The sequence below is a fragment of the Simonsiella muelleri ATCC 29453 genome, assembly GCF_002951835.1.
GTDB classification, from domain to species: domain Bacteria; phylum Pseudomonadota; class Gammaproteobacteria; order Burkholderiales; family Neisseriaceae; genus Simonsiella; species Simonsiella muelleri.
Genome location: NZ_CP019448.1, coordinates 2,029,581 through 2,047,177 on the forward strand (window position 1 = coordinate 2,029,581; position 17,597 = coordinate 2,047,177).

At 43.4% G+C, this 17,597-nt stretch carries 7 protein-coding genes; all 7 read right to left on the reverse strand.

Annotated features, from left to right (window positions below):
- Window positions 1-15: 15 nt before the first annotated feature.
- The 7 genes from BWP33_RS10170 to BWP33_RS10200 all read right to left on the reverse strand — a co-directional run bounded on the left by BWP33_RS10170 (window position 16) and on the right by BWP33_RS10200 (window position 17,529).
- Window positions 16-11,253, reverse strand: a complete 11,238-nt coding sequence (locus tag BWP33_RS10170; protein WP_104930395.1) for a YadA-like family protein — start codon at window positions 11,251-11,253, stop codon at window positions 16-18.
- Window positions 11,254-11,738: 485 nt separating this feature from the next.
- Window positions 11,739-12,776, reverse strand: a complete 1,038-nt coding sequence (purM, locus tag BWP33_RS10175) for a phosphoribosylformylglycinamidine cyclo-ligase (RefSeq protein WP_002641404.1) — start codon at window positions 12,774-12,776, stop codon at window positions 11,739-11,741.
- 78 nt (window positions 12,777-12,854) lie between these two features.
- Window positions 12,855-14,567, reverse strand: coding sequence for an exodeoxyribonuclease V subunit alpha (gene recD, locus BWP33_RS10180; protein WP_002641403.1), 1,713 nt, complete (start codon window positions 14,565-14,567; stop codon window positions 12,855-12,857).
- Window positions 14,568-14,666: 99 nt separating this feature from the next.
- On the reverse strand, window positions 14,667-15,293 hold the full coding sequence (locus BWP33_RS10185; RefSeq protein WP_002641402.1) for a hypothetical protein: 627 nt from the start codon (window positions 15,291-15,293) through the stop codon (window positions 14,667-14,669).
- A 4-nt stretch (window positions 15,294-15,297) separates the two neighbouring features.
- On the reverse strand, window positions 15,298-16,068 hold the full coding sequence (locus BWP33_RS10190) for a tetratricopeptide repeat protein (protein ID WP_002641401.1): 771 nt from the start codon (window positions 16,066-16,068) through the stop codon (window positions 15,298-15,300).
- Window positions 16,069-16,124: 56 nt separating this feature from the next.
- Window positions 16,125-17,273 carry a THUMP domain-containing class I SAM-dependent RNA methyltransferase gene (locus BWP33_RS10195; RefSeq protein WP_002641400.1) on the reverse strand — a complete coding sequence of 383 codons (1,149 nt, stop codon included), beginning with the start codon at window positions 17,271-17,273 and terminating at the stop codon, window positions 16,125-16,127.
- Window positions 17,274-17,316: 43 nt separating this feature from the next.
- Window positions 17,317-17,529 (reverse strand): PspC domain-containing protein, encoded by a 213-nt coding sequence (locus BWP33_RS10200; RefSeq protein WP_002641399.1) that lies wholly within the window; start codon window positions 17,527-17,529, stop codon window positions 17,317-17,319.
- Window positions 17,530-17,597 lie beyond the last annotated feature (68 nt).

The window sequence follows — 17,597 nt, forward strand, 5'->3', positions numbered from 1 at the left end:
AATTAAATTCAAGCATTACCATTGATAACCTGCGCCAATGGTTGCACCAAAATGACCTTTGCTATTACCTGTTGCCACGCCTTTGATAACCCAGTTACCGCCATCGGAAATCGCTGACATACCAATGGCATAACCTTGTTTTCCACGATAAGTGCTGCCTGAAACCGCCACCATGCTTTTACCTGGTAAGTAAGCCTGTGGTAAACCAGCTGCAGCCATCGCAGACGCTGTACCTGCATCTGCTTCATCGGCGATATTTTGCATTTTGTAATGCAAGTTGTTGTTTAATTTGTACAACTGGTTCACATTGACTGCATCGGTTGGCGCAACACCTTCAGCAACATTATGAAGGGTTACAGGTGCTTGTTCATTTGCGCCGACCAAAGTAACGTGATTAGTCGGGCTACCGCCATTACTTTGGACTGGGGCATTGACATTGCTGTATTGCAGAGGCAAACTGTTGATTACTTTACTTGTCGTTTGATACAGTTGCGAGCCGTTAATGGCATCGGTAGAGGTTGCAGAAATTTCACCTGCTGCCACATTTTGAATGCGGCGTTCGCTGCCTGAAGCACCCACAGATACAACACCATTTGCAGTTGCACCCGCAAATCCGCCATAAGTTACTCCACTCACAGTTGCGCTGTTTACTGTGCCTGTTGCACCGCCTGTTGTGGTTGAACCTGACTCACCTGACGTGGTTAAGTTATAACCAGCATCTGCCGTCGCAGTTGTTTGGTTACCCAAGTAAATAGAGTTTTCAACTGTGCTACCCATTGCTGTCGGATTATTGGAAGTATCCAAACCTTTATTATTGACATTATTACCCAAAACAAAAGTATTAGCTGAATTGATAATATTGTTATTACCAAAAGCATAACTACCATCTACCACTTTTGTCCCATCTAATGTTGTGCCATTAATAATATTTGGATCACCAAATGCACCAGAATGATTTCCTGCTACCTTGTTGCCTGTACCAATAGAAATGGACTGCGTACCAGTGGCTTCTGCACCATGACCAATTGCAATAGAGCTTGTACCTTGCGCATTGGCATCATATCCAATTGCTGTTGCATAAGCACCATTGGCACTGGAATCATGAGTAGTTTTTCCATCATGCTTAAAGTCTGTACCAGCTGTTTCATCATTCACATGCAAATATTTAATACCTTCAGCATTCATATGGTCAATTGCAGATTTTACACTATTAAGAGTATACGTTTTATTACCATCAACATTATATGTTGTGAATTCAATACCACCCAAAATATTATGAATATTATTCACATTATTAACAATATTATTAACACTACCATTTACATTTTGTGCGACAGCCTGCAAATCACCAATATTAGCAGCATTGGTCAACATATTACCTGTCGCATTTTTGACAGCATTGGCAATGTTTGTTTTCTCTGCATCAGTTGGAGCATTTACGTTAGTAACCGCGACATTTGTACCACTTGCGACACCTGTAACTTTCGTATTACCTGCATTGATGCCATCTTTGTTAATAACCACGTTGGAATTAGTTGTCGGCACGGTAACCGATTTAAATGCCACTTCATCTTTGGTTGCAACGCTGATGGTATTGCCTTTTTGGGTAACTGCAATGTTTTTACCAGCATCTAATGTGATGGTTTCGCTAGGATTAACCAATTCATTCGTGCTGCCTGAAACCGTACCTTCTGATGCCGATGTGGTTAAATTAAAGCCTGATTGATTAATGGCATTTGCCACCGTCTCTGCTGTTGCCAAGCTGGTTTTGTCGCCTGCGTTTACCGAACCGTTGGCATTTGGCGTAATGGTAGTGGTAGCCACTTGTAATGCGCCTGTTGTTGGGTCTTGTTTGATGGTGTTTCCATCGGTGTTGACATCAATTTTGCCTGTGGTTGGGTCAGTTTTCAGGCTGCTTCCTGTGTTCACGGCTAAATCAAATGTTTTTGCGCCTGTTGTTGGGTCTGTGGTTTCAGCAATATTAACTGTTTTGTTGCTTGACGTAACATTCTCTTTAGAACCTGCAACCGCGCTATTCAATTGACTAACATTGACCGCATCGGTATCAGCTTGACCAGCCGCGACATTGGTAATTTTGTTACCGCCGTTATCCAAACCGTTTGCGGATAAAGTAACAGGTTGTCCTGCTGCACCATTATTGATGGTTACACCATCATTGGATACTTTGGTGTTGCCTGCAGTAACGCTATTTACTTTGATATCTTTGGATAAATTGTAAGTAACATCATTGCTATCTTTTTGTTTAGAAATCAAGATATTACCATCGGTATTTTTCATATCAACGGTAGAACCCGGTTTAACCAATGAACCATTGTCGCCTTGTGCTGTCAGCGTAAAACCCGAATTATTAATCGCAGTCGCAATGTCGCCAGCTGTCGCCAATGAAGTTGGGCTATTTGGTGTATTCACTTTACCAGTCATCGTATCATTGGTTAATGGTGATGTTTTGGCAACAATCTTACCTTCTACCACTTCTGTGGTTACGCCATCGGTTTTCGCCGCAACTGTGTAAGTTGTTGAGCCATCTGCATTTGTTTGCGGCGTTACACTCACACCACTATCACCGTCAACTTTCGTTGTCGCCGCTGCTGCTGCTTGTTTTAAATCACCCACATTGACTGCATTGGTTAAAGTCGTACCCGCTGCATCTGCCAATTTCACCGCATCACCAGTCGAATTATCAACTAAACCGCTTGATACATTTTTCAACGCCACTGGTTTAGCATCATCTTTTCCTACCAATGAAACACTGTTGGTGGCTGTATTAGGCTTGCCGTTTGCATCTACGGTTTTGCCGTCTGTGCCAACATAACCCATTGGGCTGTCAATGCGAATTTCGCTGGTCTTACCGTCTGCTGACGTGGTTACAACTGCTGTCGTACCTGTGCCATTGACAAAATTTACCGTGTCATAAGGTTTGACAAAATCTTTGGCATCTCCGTTGTTTTGCAAATTCCAACCTGCATTCAATACATCGCCTACTGTCGCTGCATGGTTATACACTTTAGCTGCATCTGCTGGCGCTAAAGTTTCTGATTTAGTTGGTGCTGTTGCAGCAACTTGAGTCGGTTTGCCATCTTGGCCAATGGTCATGTCACCTACATTATATGTAGGTTTCAGGCTGCCTTTTACGTTTGCCAAAGTTGTTGGCGCAGTTGTGCTGTTGTCGCCATTGTTCATGGACGTAATCACATCACCAACCGCAACTTGTTGTTTGGTGTCTGGCGTACCATCGGCGTTAGCAACGTAGAAATTACCCGAAACAGGGTCTTTAACCACTTTTGTGCCGTCAGCTTTGGTGTAAACCACTGGCAATTGTGATTTGTTGCTAACAGCTTGTGCATTCACATCAACGGTAATTGTGCGAATATTACCAACGGTTTCGCCTTTAACAGTCGCTAAACCTGTGCCTTTGAAATCCACTTGGTTAGCGTTTTTAACCACGTCTTTGTAGCCATTTCCCTCGGTTGCTGATACCAGCCAACCCATGTTTTGCAAATCGCCAACTGTCGCAGCTGAATTGGGATTAACTGAATTCTCAGTTAAATTAACCAATTGAGTATTAACTGGATTGCTTGCACCATTGGTCATTGGGTTGGTTGCAACATCTTCCTTGTTCAATGTTGAACCTACGCCTGTAATTTGCGTTGGTTTTCCATCAGAAGATTTGATGTCTAATGCAGTTGCTGGCTCAGTGGCATTATTGGTTGCTGGTACAGCTACTGCCGTTGTCATGTTCACAACTGGCGTAGTTTGGCTGTTACCCACCGATAATGTATGGGTGTTCACATTATTGAAGTTGACATCATCAGCCGTAGCAAAACTGAATTTGCCATCTTCTTGAACCACCGTTAAATTTTTGCCTGCATCTAAAGTTACTTTTTCGCCCGCCTTAATCAATTGCTCTTTCGCACCGGTTTGATTACCACTTGCTGTAGCAATAAAACCCGAATTATTAATCGCAGTCGCAATGTCGCCAGCTGTCGCCAATGAAGTTGGGCTATTTGGTGTATTCACTTTACCAGTCATCGTATCATTGGTTAATGGTGATGTTTTGGCAACAATCTTACCTTCTACCACTTCTGTGGTTACGCCATCGGTTTTCGCCGCAACTGTGTAAGTTGTTGAGCCATCTGCATTTGTTTGCGGCGTTACACTCACACCACTATCACCGTCAACTTTCGTTGTCGCCGCTGCTGCTGCTTGTTTTAAATCACCCACATTGACTGCATTGGTTAAAGTCGTACCCGCTGCATCTGCCAATTTCACCGCATCACCAGTCGAATTATCAACTAAACCGCTTGATACATTTTTCAACGCCACTGGTTTAGTATCATCTTTTCCTACCAATGAAACACTGTTGGTGGCTGTATTAGGCTTGCCGTTTGCATCTACGGTTTTGCCGTCTGTGCCAACATAACCCATTGGGCTGTCAATGCGAATTTCGCTGGTCTTGCCGTCTGCTGACGTGGTTACAACTGCTGTCGTACCTGTGCCATTGACAAAATTTACCGTGTCATAAGGTTTGACAAAATCTTTGGCATCTCCGTTGTTTTGCAAATTCCAACCTGCATTCAATACATCGCCTACTGTCGCTGCATGGTTATACACTTTAGCTGCATCTGCTGGCGCTAAAGTTTCTGATTTAGTTGGTGCTGTTGCAGCAACTTGAGTCGGTTTGCCATCTTGGCCAATGGTCATGTCACCTACATTATATGTAGGTTTCAGGCTGCCTTTTACGTTTGCCAAAGTTGTTGGCGCAGTTGTGCTGTTGTCGCCATTGTTCATGGACGTAATCACATCACCAACCGCAACTTGTTGTTTGGTGTCTGGCGTACCATCGGCGTTAGCAACGTAGAAATTACCCGAAACAGGGTCTTTAACCACTTTTGTGCCGTCAGCTTTGGTGTAAACCACTGGCAATTGTGATTTGTTGCTAACAGCTTGTGCATTCACATCAACGGTAATTGTGCGAATATTACCAACGGTTTCGCCTTTAACAGTCGCTAAACCTGTGCCTTTGAAATCCACTTGGTTAGCGTTTTTAACCACGTCTTTGTAGCCATTTCCCTCGGTTGCTGATACCAGCCAACCCATGTTTTGCAAATCGCCAACTGTCGCAGCTGAATTGGGATTAACTGAATTCTCAGTTAAATTAACCAATTGAGTATTAACTGGATTGCTTGCACCATTGGTCATTGGGTTGGTTGCAACATCTTCCTTGTTCAATGTTGAACCTACGCCTGTAATTTGCGTTGGTTTTCCATCAGAAGATTTGATGTCTAATGCAGTTGCTGGCTCAGTGGCATTATTGGTTGCTGGTACAGCTACTGCCGTTGTCATGTTCACAACTGGCGTAGTTTGGCTGTTACCCACCGATAATGTATGGGTGTTCACATTATTGAAGTTGACATCATCAGCCGTAGCAAAACTGAATTTGCCATCTTCTTGAACCACCGTTAAATTTTTGCCTGCATCTAAAGTTACTTTTTCGCCCGCCTTAATCAATTGCTCTTTCGCACCGGTTTGATTACCACTTGCTGTAGCAATAAAACCCGAATTATTAATCGCAGTCGCAATGTCGCCAGCTGTCGCCAATGAAGTTGGGCTATTTGGTGTATTCACTTTACCAGTCATCGTATCATTGGTTAATGGTGATGTTTTGGCAACAATCTTACCTTCTACCACTTCTGTGGTTACGCCATCGGTTTTCGCCGCAACTGTGTAAGTTGTTGAGCCATCTGCATTTGTTTGCGGCGTTACACTCACACCACTATCACCGTCAACTTTCGTTGTCGCCGCTGCTGCTGCTTGTTTTAAATCACCCACATTGACTGCATTGGTTAAAGTCGTACCCGCTGCATCTGCCAATTTCACCGCATCACCAGTCGAATTATCAACTAAACCGCTTGATACATTTTTCAACGCCACTGGTTTAGTATCATCTTTTCCTACCAATGAAACACTGTTGGTGGCTGTATTAGGCTTGCCGTTTGCATCTACGGTTTTGCCGTCTGTGCCAACATAACCCATTGGGCTGTCAATGCGAATTTCGCTGGTCTTGCCGTCTGCTGACGTGGTTACAACTGCTGTCGTACCTGTGCCATTGACAAAATTTACCGTGTCATAAGGTTTGACAAAATCTTTGGCATCTCCGTTGTTTTGCAAATTCCAACCTGCATTCAATACATCGCCTACTGTCGCTGCATGGTTATACACTTTAGCTGCATCTGCTGGCGCTAAAGTTTCTGATTTAGTTGGTGCTGTTGCAGCAACTTGAGTCGGTTTGCCATCTTGGCCAATGGTCATGTCACCTACATTATATGTAGGTTTCAGGCTGCCTTTTACGTTTGCCAAAGTTGTTGGCGCAGTTGTGCTGTTGTCGCCATTGTTCATGGACGTAATCACATCACCAACCGCAACTTGTTGTTTGGTGTCTGGCGTACCATCGGCGTTAGCAACGTAGAAATTACCCGAAACAGGGTCTTTAACCACTTTTGTGCCGTCAGCTTTGGTGTAAACCACTGGCAATTGTGATTTGTTGCTAACAGCTTGTGCATTCACATCAACGGTAATTGTGCGAATATTACCAACGGTTTCGCCTTTAACAGTCGCTAAACCTGTGCCTTTGAAATCCACTTGGTTAGCGTTTTTAACCACGTCTTTGTAGCCATTTCCCTCGGTTGCTGATACCAGCCAACCCATGTTTTGCAAATCGCCAACTGTCGCAGCTGAATTGGGATTAACTGAATTCTCAGTTAAATTAACCAATTGAGTATTAACTGGATTGCTTGCACCATTGGTCATTGGGTTGGTTGCAACATCTTCCTTGTTCAATGTTGAACCTACGCCTGTAATTTGCGTTGGTTTTCCATCAGAAGATTTGATGTCTAATGCAGTTGCTGGCTCAGTGGCATTATTGGTTGCTGGTACAGCTACTGCCGTTGTCATGTTCACAACTGGCGTAGTTTGGCTGTTACCCACCGATAATGTATGGGTGTTCACATTATTGAAGTTGACATCATCAGCCGTAGCAAAACTGAATTTGCCATCTTCTTGAACCACCGTTAAATTTTTGCCTGCATCTAAAGTTACTTTTTCGCCCGCCTTAATCAATTGCTCTTTCGCACCAGTTTGATTACCACTTGCTGTAGCAATAAAACCCGAATTATTAATCGCAGCCGCAATGTCGCCAGCTGTCGCCAATGAAGTTGGGCTATTTGGTGTATTCACTTTACCAGTCTCATCATTGATGGTTAATGATGATGTTTTGGCAACAATATTACCGTTTACCACTTCTGTGGTTACGCCATCGGTTTTCGCCGCAACTGTGTAAGTTATTGAGCCATCTGCATTTGTTTTCGGCGTTACACTCACACCACTATCACCGTCAACTTTCGTTGTCGCCGCTGCTGCTGCTTGTTTTAAATCACCCACATTGACTGCATTGGTTAAAGTCGTACCCGCTGCATCTGCCAATTTCACCGCATCACCAGTCGAATTATCAACTAAACCGCTTGATACATTTTTCAACGCCACTGGTTTAGCATCATCTTTTCCTACCAATGAAACACTGTTGGTGGCTGTATTAGGCTTGCCGTTTGCATCTACGGTTTTGCCGTCTGTGCCAACATAACCCATTGGGCTGTCAATGCGAATTTCGCTGGTCTTACCGTCTGCTGACGTGGTTACAACTGCTGTCGTACCTGTGCCATTGACAAAATTCACCGTGTCATAAGGTTTGACAAAATCTTTGGCATCTCCGTTGTTTTGCAAATTCCAACCCGCATTCAATACGTCGCCTACTGTCGCTGCATGGTTATACACTTTAGCTGCATCTGCTGGCGCTAAAGTTTCTGATTTAGTTGGTGCTGTTGCAGCAACTTGAGTCGGTTTGCCATCTTGGCCAATGGTCATGTCACCTACATTATATGTAGGTTTCAGGCTGCCTTTTACGTTTGCCAAAGTTGTTGGCGCAGTTGTGCTGTTGTCGCCATTGTTCATGGACGTAATCACATCACCAACCGCAACTTGTTGTTTGGTGTCTGGTGTACCATCAGCGTTAGCAACGTAGAAATTACCCGAAACAGGGTCTTTAACCACTTTTGTGCCGTCAGCTTTGGTGTAAACCACTGGCAATTGTGATTTGTTGCTAACAGCTTGTGCATTCACATCAACGGTAATTGTGCGAATATTACCAACGGTTTCGCCTTTAACAGTCGCTAAACCTGTGCCTTTGAAATTCACTTGGTTAGCGTTTTTAACCACGTCTTTGTAGCCATTTCCCTCGGTTGCTGATACCAACCAACCCATGTTTTGCAAATCGCCAACTGTCGCCGCTGAATTGGGATTAACTGAATTCTCAGTTAAATTAACCAATTGAGTATTAACTGGATTGCTTGCGCCATTGGTCATTGGGTTGGTTGCAACATCTTCCTTGTTCAATGTTGAACCTACGCCTGTAATTTGCGTTGGTTTTCCGTCAGATTTGATGTCTAATGCGGTTGCTGGCGCAGTGGCATTATTGCTTGCTGGTACAGCTTTTGTCGTTGTCATGTTCACAACTGGCGTAGTTTGGCTGTTACCCACCGATAATGTATGGGTGTTCACATTATTGAAGTTGACATCGTCAGCCGTAGCAAAACTGAATTTGCCACCTTCTTGAGCCACCGTTAAATTTTTGCCTGCATCTAAGGTTACTTTTTCGCCTGCCTTAATCAATTGCTCTTTCGCACCGGTTTCATTACCACTTGCTGTAGCAATAAAACCCGAATTATTAATCGCAGTCGCAATGTCGCCAGCTGTCGCAAATACATCACCTTTATCGGTAGCCGTAACAGTGCCATTTGATGGATTAGCGGTCAAACCTGATTTCACCACATCATATTGAATTTTGGTTACGCCATTGTCTTCAGTGGTTACTGTGGAAGTTGTGCCTGTGCCATTGATAAATTGTACACTTTCCCCTGGTGTAACCACTCCTTGTGTATTACCACCATTGTCTTTGACATTAAAACCATTATTCACATAATTATTTAACGCAGTAATGGCATCACCTACTGTATGGCTGGTAGATGCTGGTTGAGTGTTGCTACCTGTTGTATTAGGCGTACTGGTGCCTGTGTACAAATTATAAGTTGGTGCTGTATAAACCTTAGTTTCTGGATTATAGGCTGCATTGCCACCTAATGCAGTGGTATTCCCACTGATTTGTTTAGATAAACCTTCAGTAATCAAATACAATTGACTACCGTTAATCGCATCGGTTGATGTTGCTGCGATTTCGCCTGCTGCTACGTTTTGAATACGGCGCTCACCACCACTATAACCCACAGTAACTACACCAATCGGCGTGTTCCCAGCAAAACCGCTATATGAAATACCATTCACAGTGGCTTTATCAACTATTGCCATACCACCTGTTGTGGTTTTCCCCGCCTCATTGGAATCCAGCGATGTTTGATACTTCGTTTCATCAGCTTTTTTGTTATCATTTGCAGAACTATCTTTGCCCAAGTACACAGAGTTGGCAACAGTAGAACCAATACTCGTTAATGAACTACCTGTACCTTTCGTATTAATACCAGAACCCAAAACAAATGTATCTTCTGTAGTAATATGATTACGATTACCCAAGCTAACTGAATTACTTGCATTGGTTGTATCAGTAACACTGCCCAAAATAAGCTTACCATTGGCATCATATTTCCCAAGTGTGCCCATACCATTTTGATTACCCAAAATAAAGGCACCGGATGTTTCAGTATTAACAATATTATCGTTACCGAATGTATATGAGTTATTGCCGCGTACCTCACTTGGATCACCGTATGCACCTGCGTTGTTGCCTGTTACTTTGTTGCCTGTACCGATTGAGATGGATTGCATGCCTTCGACTTGGGCACCTTTACCAATGGCGATAGAGTTTTTGGTTAGGCCTGCTGCTGCAGTAGCTGCTGTAGTATAGTTGGTTTTCGCTGTATCCAATGCTGTTTTGGCGGTAGCAATGGCTGTTTTCTGTTCATCATTTGGTGAGGAACCACCTGCCTTCACAGCGTTATCATAGTCTTTTTGTGCTTTGTTCAATGCGTTTGTAGCTTGAATCAAAACTGTAGGTTGTATATTTGCACCTTTACCAATAGCAATACCACTTTCGGCTGTAGATAGTGCGTCAGAACCTACTGCAACAGCATTCACACCTGTTGCTTTTGATTTAGTACCCATAGCGATAGAATCTGTTGCGGTTGCATTTGCCTCTTTGGAAATAGCAACACTACGCAAACCTTCAGACCTCGTTACTTCACCCAATGCAATGGATGACAAACCGCTTGCCTTAGCCGCATACGTTTCGCTAGAGGAACCACCAATCGCAATTGATTGCGCACCTGTTGCTTGAGCATATGACCCCATAGCCGTTGCATACTTTTTCGTTACTCTAGCTCGTCGACCAATCGCTACGCCACCATTTACATCATCATTATTTGCTTTGTTAACACCATTATCCAAACCAACATAGGCATTATCACCAATCGCAATACCATAGCGACCTTCATCTTTTACCCATGAATCAGAACCAAATGCAATCGCACCAAGCGCAGGTGTCGCTTCTATGGTACTTTGTTTTCCTGTTACCTGACTGGCAGAATTAACTGTTGTCCCTGTTCTTGCACCATTACCAATCGCATAAGAATCTGCACCTGCTGCATAAGTCTGTGGGCCACCATAATTACCAGTTGAATTACCCATTGCAAGAGATGAGTTACCAACAGCTTTAACGTTTTTACCAATCGCAATATTTCCAGAGCCAATCGCCTCAATAGGATTTTGTGCGCTCGCAACAGCACCTTGACCAATTGCAATATTATTCACATCAGCTGTGTCTACTGTTTGAGTATTGGGTTTCGTTCTCCCGCCTGCTTTAGCATCAGTCCCAATCGCAACAGAACCCGTAGATGATGCTGATGCATTACTACCGCAAATAACAGCATTCGTTTTGCTGTCAAAATAACAAACATTATCCGTTCCTGCAGCTCTTGTAGAAACATCATCTGTCGTTACTGCCCCATTGGCAGCAAAAGCCTGCCCACTTGCAATCATCAAACCTGATGCAATTGCATTAAATACAAAGCGTTTACCGTTCATGCGACTTGAAACTTGTTTTTCTTCGTTTACCAAAGAAAGCGTCCAAGTTTTACTGGCTTTATTGTAAACCGTACGATATTTTTTATTCATGTGTATATCACTCCTGAATATAATTTACATATTATGTGTGTTAATCTGCGCTTACAGACAAGTCCCGCGTTACTGTAGCCATTTTTCTAAAATAATTCAACTAAATCATACAAGCAAAATCCATACCATACCCAAAAAACAACACTTCTCAAATAATAGGTTAGATATACTATTCTATATTTCTAAGAACAAAAGCTAAGAAACTGTATTCATAGCCAACATGAAATGGATTTTTGTCCCAGTTGGTGCGAATGTAAGACGAATTTTGTGTCAATGGTGTTCCTATTGGCATAAAATTCAACGCAGCAGGCGTGCTAAATGGGGCAAAAGACATCACGCTTGGCTGTGAATACAGGTTCTAAGACCTTTGTAAAACAATTAAAGCGCAAACGAGTGCGCTTCATGTGTGATGCTTCATTGATAAATATTAGTTTTTTTAAAGGTTTCAGGCTGCCCGAAAATTTTATATCAAATTATCAAATTATTTATTGAATTTGCGTTTGGTGTTCATCGCCCACACGCTCGCGGATTTTACCTAAACGATACACCGTTTCACCTTGTTTAACAAATAATTTTTCGGCTTGCTCCACCACCTCTGACGACACAATCACCACCATGCCAATACCACAATTAAACGTGCGATACATTTCTTGCATTTCCACATTGCCAGCATGCTGCAACCATTGGAACAATTTAGGCAATGTCCACGCATTTGCGTCAATTTGTGCCACACAGTTTTCAGGCAGCACGCGTGGTACGTTTTCGGTAATGCCACCGCCTGTAATATGTGCCATGCCTTTGATTTCAAATTCTTTCAATGCCGCCAATACAGGTTTCACATACAAACGCGTTGGCGCAATAATCGCTTGGCGCAAAGTTTTTTCGCCGTCAAATGGCGTGTCCAATTCGGGTTTGTCGCGCGCCAAAATTTTGCGAACCAAAGAATAGCCGTTGGAATGCGCACCATTGCTCGCCAAACCCAATACCACATCGCCTGCCACAATATTGCGACCATTGATGACTTGCGATTTTTCCACCACACCCACCGCAAAACCCGCCAAATCGTATTCGCCATCGGGATACATACTTGGCATTTCCGCCGTTTCGCCGCCGATTAAAGCACAGCCTGATTCTTCGCAACCTTGCGCAATGCCTTTAATCACATCGGTTGCACGCGCCACGTCTAATTTACCACAAGCAAAATAATCCAAAAAAAACAAAGGTTCAGCACCTTGTACCAAAATGTCATTGACACTCATCGCCACCAAATCAATGCCGACAGTGTCGTGTTTGTCCCATTCAAACGCCAATTTCAATTTCGTGCCAACACCATCTGTACCGCTTACCAACACGGGATTTTGGTATTTTTTGCTGATTTCCACCAAAGCACCAAAACCACCCAAATCGCCCAATACTTCAGGACGCATGGTGCGTTTTGCGAAAGGTTTAATGTTTTCAACCAATTTATCGCCTGCGTCAATGTCCACGCCTGCATCACGATAGCTTAAGGGAGTTGAATTCATGATAATAAAATTCCGTAAATTAAAAATGAGAAAAATGGGAGCAATTCACTTTCAGGCTGCCTGAAAAGTGTCGCAATTTTACTGATTTATTGAATTGCCGTCTATTTTCAACAAAAATTGTGCCAACGCCGTACGCCGAGTTTCCTGATTATTGCAGGCTGCCTGAAAACTGGTTTCATCACCCCAATACACAAATTTTTGCTTGGCACGTGTGATGGCTGTATAAAGTAAAGAACGATTAAACCCTTGTTTGGATTCATCATCTTCTGATTTTTTGGGCGGTATCAACCACACTTCTTCATATTCTGAACCTTGGCTTTTGTGTACCGTCATCGCAAACGCCAACTCATGCGCTGGCAAACGGCTCAATGGCACAGCACGGAATGTATTCTCTGAATCAAAAAAATAAGCTGTTAAACCAATATCTTGCCGCATCACAATGCCAATATCACCATTATATAGATTTGTGGCAGGATCGTTACGCGTAATCAGCAGCATTTGCCCCGCAAACCACACGGTGTCGGGTTGCGCAATGCGTCCGTATCGCTGCAAAACTTTGCGATACGCCTGATTGAATAATTCTGCATCGGCACGTCTAGCCGCCAATACCACCACATCGGTTTGATGTGAAAAAGCTGTTTGAATATCTTGATTATCAATGGCTTGCCAATAATTTTGTTGTTGTTGATACAATAAATTGGCTTGTTGTTCGGGTGTTTTTTGTTGCGCAATGAGTTGGTCGGGAAAACGCGAAAATTGCGCCCAAGCCAAATTCGCATCGCCTGCCACCACCGCTTTTGCCACGCAACCAATGCCACTGTTATCATCAAATCGTTGACTGATGGTTAATTTTGCCACTGGCGGCGTGAGCATTTCATATTGTTTTGACGACAAAATTTGCTGAATTTGGGTGTTTTCAGGCAGCCTGAAACGACTGCGCACCAACGCCGACAACACCGCACCAGCATTCACAGACGGCAACTGATTTTCATCACCCAACAAAATCACACGACAATGAGTCGGCAAGGCTTGCAGCAATTGTAGCAACAAATAGCTGTCCAACATGGATACTTCATCAACCACCACAATATCCAATGGCAAACGATGCTGCGCATGGTATTCAGGCAGCATTTGTGGGGGTTTGAGTCCGAGCAAACGATGCACGGTTTGCCCCGACAATTGCGCCAAAAATACCGCGACATTTTCAGGCAGCCCCGACATTTTGCTTAACGCATTTTTGAGTGCGTCTGACATTCGCGCCGCCGCCTTACCAGTGGGTGCAACCAATGCGATACGCGGTTGCTGCTCACCACACAGTAACGCGAGTAATTTTGCTACTGTGGTGGTTTTGCCTGTTCCGGGCCCGCCACTGATGACGGTAAAATTTTGCGTCAATGCCAATGCGGCGGCGGTTTGTTGGTCGCGACTGCGTTCATCAGGAAACCAGTTTTGCAATGAAAGCGCGATGTTTTCGGGTTGCGCTAACTCATGTTTTGGCGAAGACAATCGTTTGATTTCATTTGCTAAATCGTATTCTAATTGAAACATTCTTCCCAAAAATAAACGGTTGCCCCACAACACCAAAGGTGCATCGGATTGCCCGACAACGGGACTGGCTTGTGCCAATAATTCGGCTTCGTCTGCATGAACAAAAATAAACGCGTGTCCATTCGCCAACGCATTGAACAAACGCGAAATAAATGGCGAAATTTGGTCAATGAGATGCGGAGTATAATCTTGTAATAATGCAATGACGTTTTCTGCTGGTGAATGGTTAGTGGATTCGTTCATATAACTGAATTTTAATTGAATTTGTCAATAATTTTACTGGAGACGTGATGCTTTCAGGCAGCCTGAACAATCATTTTGTCCATTTCGGGATTGTGCAGATTACAATTTTTTCCATTCCCAAATATTGCCGTCCAAATTCACACTCAAATAATATTGCGCACCCACTGCTTCAATTTGCGCACTGTGCCAGAATCGCTTTTTCAATTTGGGCAACCAAATAAATGACACATAATACGGCTCTTGCCATACTGCATTGACTTCTTTGGCTTTTTGTCGCCAATGCTGCGCGATAACAGGCACATCAACAAAATGAATTTCACTCAACGGCGTGAGATGACGTGAAATTTGTGAGGTTGGCGTATCGTCTGACACGTCTTCCACAATCGGCTCGCTCCATTTGCCATGCTGATAGCGCATAAACCAAATTTCATTGGGCTGATTCGGATTTTGTACAGATAATTCAATTCGTGGTTGAATTCCATCAAAAAAATCAACATTACCAAATACTTGAACAGGTTTTTCTGCAAAACTTGGCAAAGCTTGCAAACGTGATTTCGCCAATGCCAACGCTTCTCGGTCTTCCAACAAATTGCGTTGCGAAACGGGTTCGGCTGGCAAACTGGCTGCCTGAATCGGTGGTGTGGGTGTGTCGGTTGTGGCGGCGGATTGATGGCAGCCTGAAAGCCCTAAAATAATGCTTGTAAATAAAATTATTTGGTATTTCATTGTGTTATTTCTGATTAATAGCAAATTTGGCGCGTTGTGCAGCTGAACTATTGGGTTGACTGGCGATGAGTCTGCGCCAAGTATCTTTGGCAATATCGCGCTGTTGAATATCCCATTGGCATTGCCCGACCATAAACTGTGCTTCAGCAGCTTCATGACTGCCTGAAAAACGTCCTGCCAATCGTTGTCCGATATTGATAACTGATTGACAATTATTTAATTTTTGATGACTCAACAACAGCAAATACATTTGTTTCCGTGCCATAATGCTGCCATCGCCTCCGGCATCTGCATTGCGTAACATATTGATAACTTGCTGATAATTTTTTTGCCGAAATTGTTTTTGTGCCAATTCATACGCATCATTTTTGATGGTAACTGGTGCAATTTGTGCGAGCGTGGGGACTTCAGGCGCATCGGGTGCGAGTAACGTTTTTTCAGGCTGCGTGCCAGAAACATGACTGGCTTTAATTAATTTCTTTTTAGGTGCGATGGTGGGAAGAATGTGAGTCGGGCGCGGTTGCAATTTTTCTTTCAGTCGCATGACTTCTTGTCGCAATTTCATGTTTTCCAAAGTCAAATGAGTCAAACGCTGTTCAAATTCATCAGGCAGTAGCGAATTTTCAGACGATGCCGCCCCAATAGGTGTGTAAAGTTGTGCGACTACTTCGCCAATGGTATCGGTTTCAATGGGTGTGGCAACAGGTTGGTGCGTGGTGGTAACACAGGCACTCAACAGGGCAATTAATGGTAAAAATTTTATATTTATCATCATGTTATTATCCAGTAATTTTTCAGGCAGCCTGAAACCAAACTCTACCAAACAAGAAATTATTTTGCGCGATTGCTGCCTGAAACCATATCAAACAAAAATAAACGACAATCTAAGTTACCGTTATACAAAGGAATTTTGCGTTTTGGTTTCAAACGCATGAGTTTAGGCATTTCCATGTCGCCTGTAAACATACCAACCGTCCAACCAGCATAACGCTGTTTCAGCCAGCTACCCAATTGCGGATACAATGCGTGCAAAGCCTGCACTTCCGCTAAACGCACGCCATACGGTGGATTCGATAAAACAATCCCTTTCTCGCCATTCGGTTGCGTATATTGTGCATCTAATATATTGATTTCAATAAACATATCTACTTCTGCTGTCATCGCATTTTCTTGACAAGCGCGGGTCATGGCGCGGTCGTTGTCGCTTGCGCTGATTTTAGCTTGCGGTTTATCTTTGATTTGAGCGCGTGCTTCGGATTTGAGTTTTGTCCACAAGGCACGGTCAAAATTCGCCAATTTTTCAAAACCAAAACGGCGATTTAAACCAACAGCGCGGTTTAACGCAATCCACGCTGCTTCAATCGCAATCGTCCCACTGCCACAAAATGGGTCTTGGAACGATTGCGAACCATCATAACCTGCCAACAACAATAAACCTGCCGCTAAATTTTCGCGTAAAGGAGCTTCGCCTGTGTCTTGACGGTAGCCACGTTTGAACAAGGCTTCGCCACTGGTATCAATAAAAATAGACACATTACGCTCGTCTAAAAACGCATGAATGCGGACATCTGGACGTGATTTATCAATACTAGGGCGTTCGCCGACTTGGTCACGGAAACGGTCGCATACGCCATCTTTAATTTTCAGCGCAATAAAATCAAGGCTTTTTACATTGGCGCGTTTGCCTTCCACTTTGACTTTGAATGTTTGGTTTACGTTAAACCATTCTTGCCATTTCAGATTTTTGGCAGCTTTGTAAATATCGTCTTCACTACGATAAGTGGTGCGCGTCAATTGTAATAACACACGGCTAGCGGTACGCGAATGTAAATTCACACGGTAAACCTGTGCCAATGTGCCTTTGCACGATGCGCCACCATCTGTCGGCGAAATATCGGTACAACCTTGTTGTTGTAATTCTTGTACTAGAATGGTTTCTAAACCACGTGGACAAGTGGCGAATAATGTGTAAATTGTCATATTTATTTTTCTTTATAAGAATATTTTCAGGCAGCCTGAAAATTTAACGATACGAGTCAGGTGTCGCATTGGGCATCATCACCCACAAAATCAAGTAAATCATAATACCCGGAATCGCCACGCTTGCACACGAGGCAATCACAAACGCAATGCGAACCAAATTCGGCGACCAACCCAAATATTCCGCAATTCCCCCCATCACACCAGCAATCATACGATGATTATGCGAACGATGTAATTTCACTAAACGTGCCATGATTTTTTTCCTTATAAAAATGGTTGAAAGAAGATGCGTTTCATTTTACTGGCATTGGAGACAAAGAA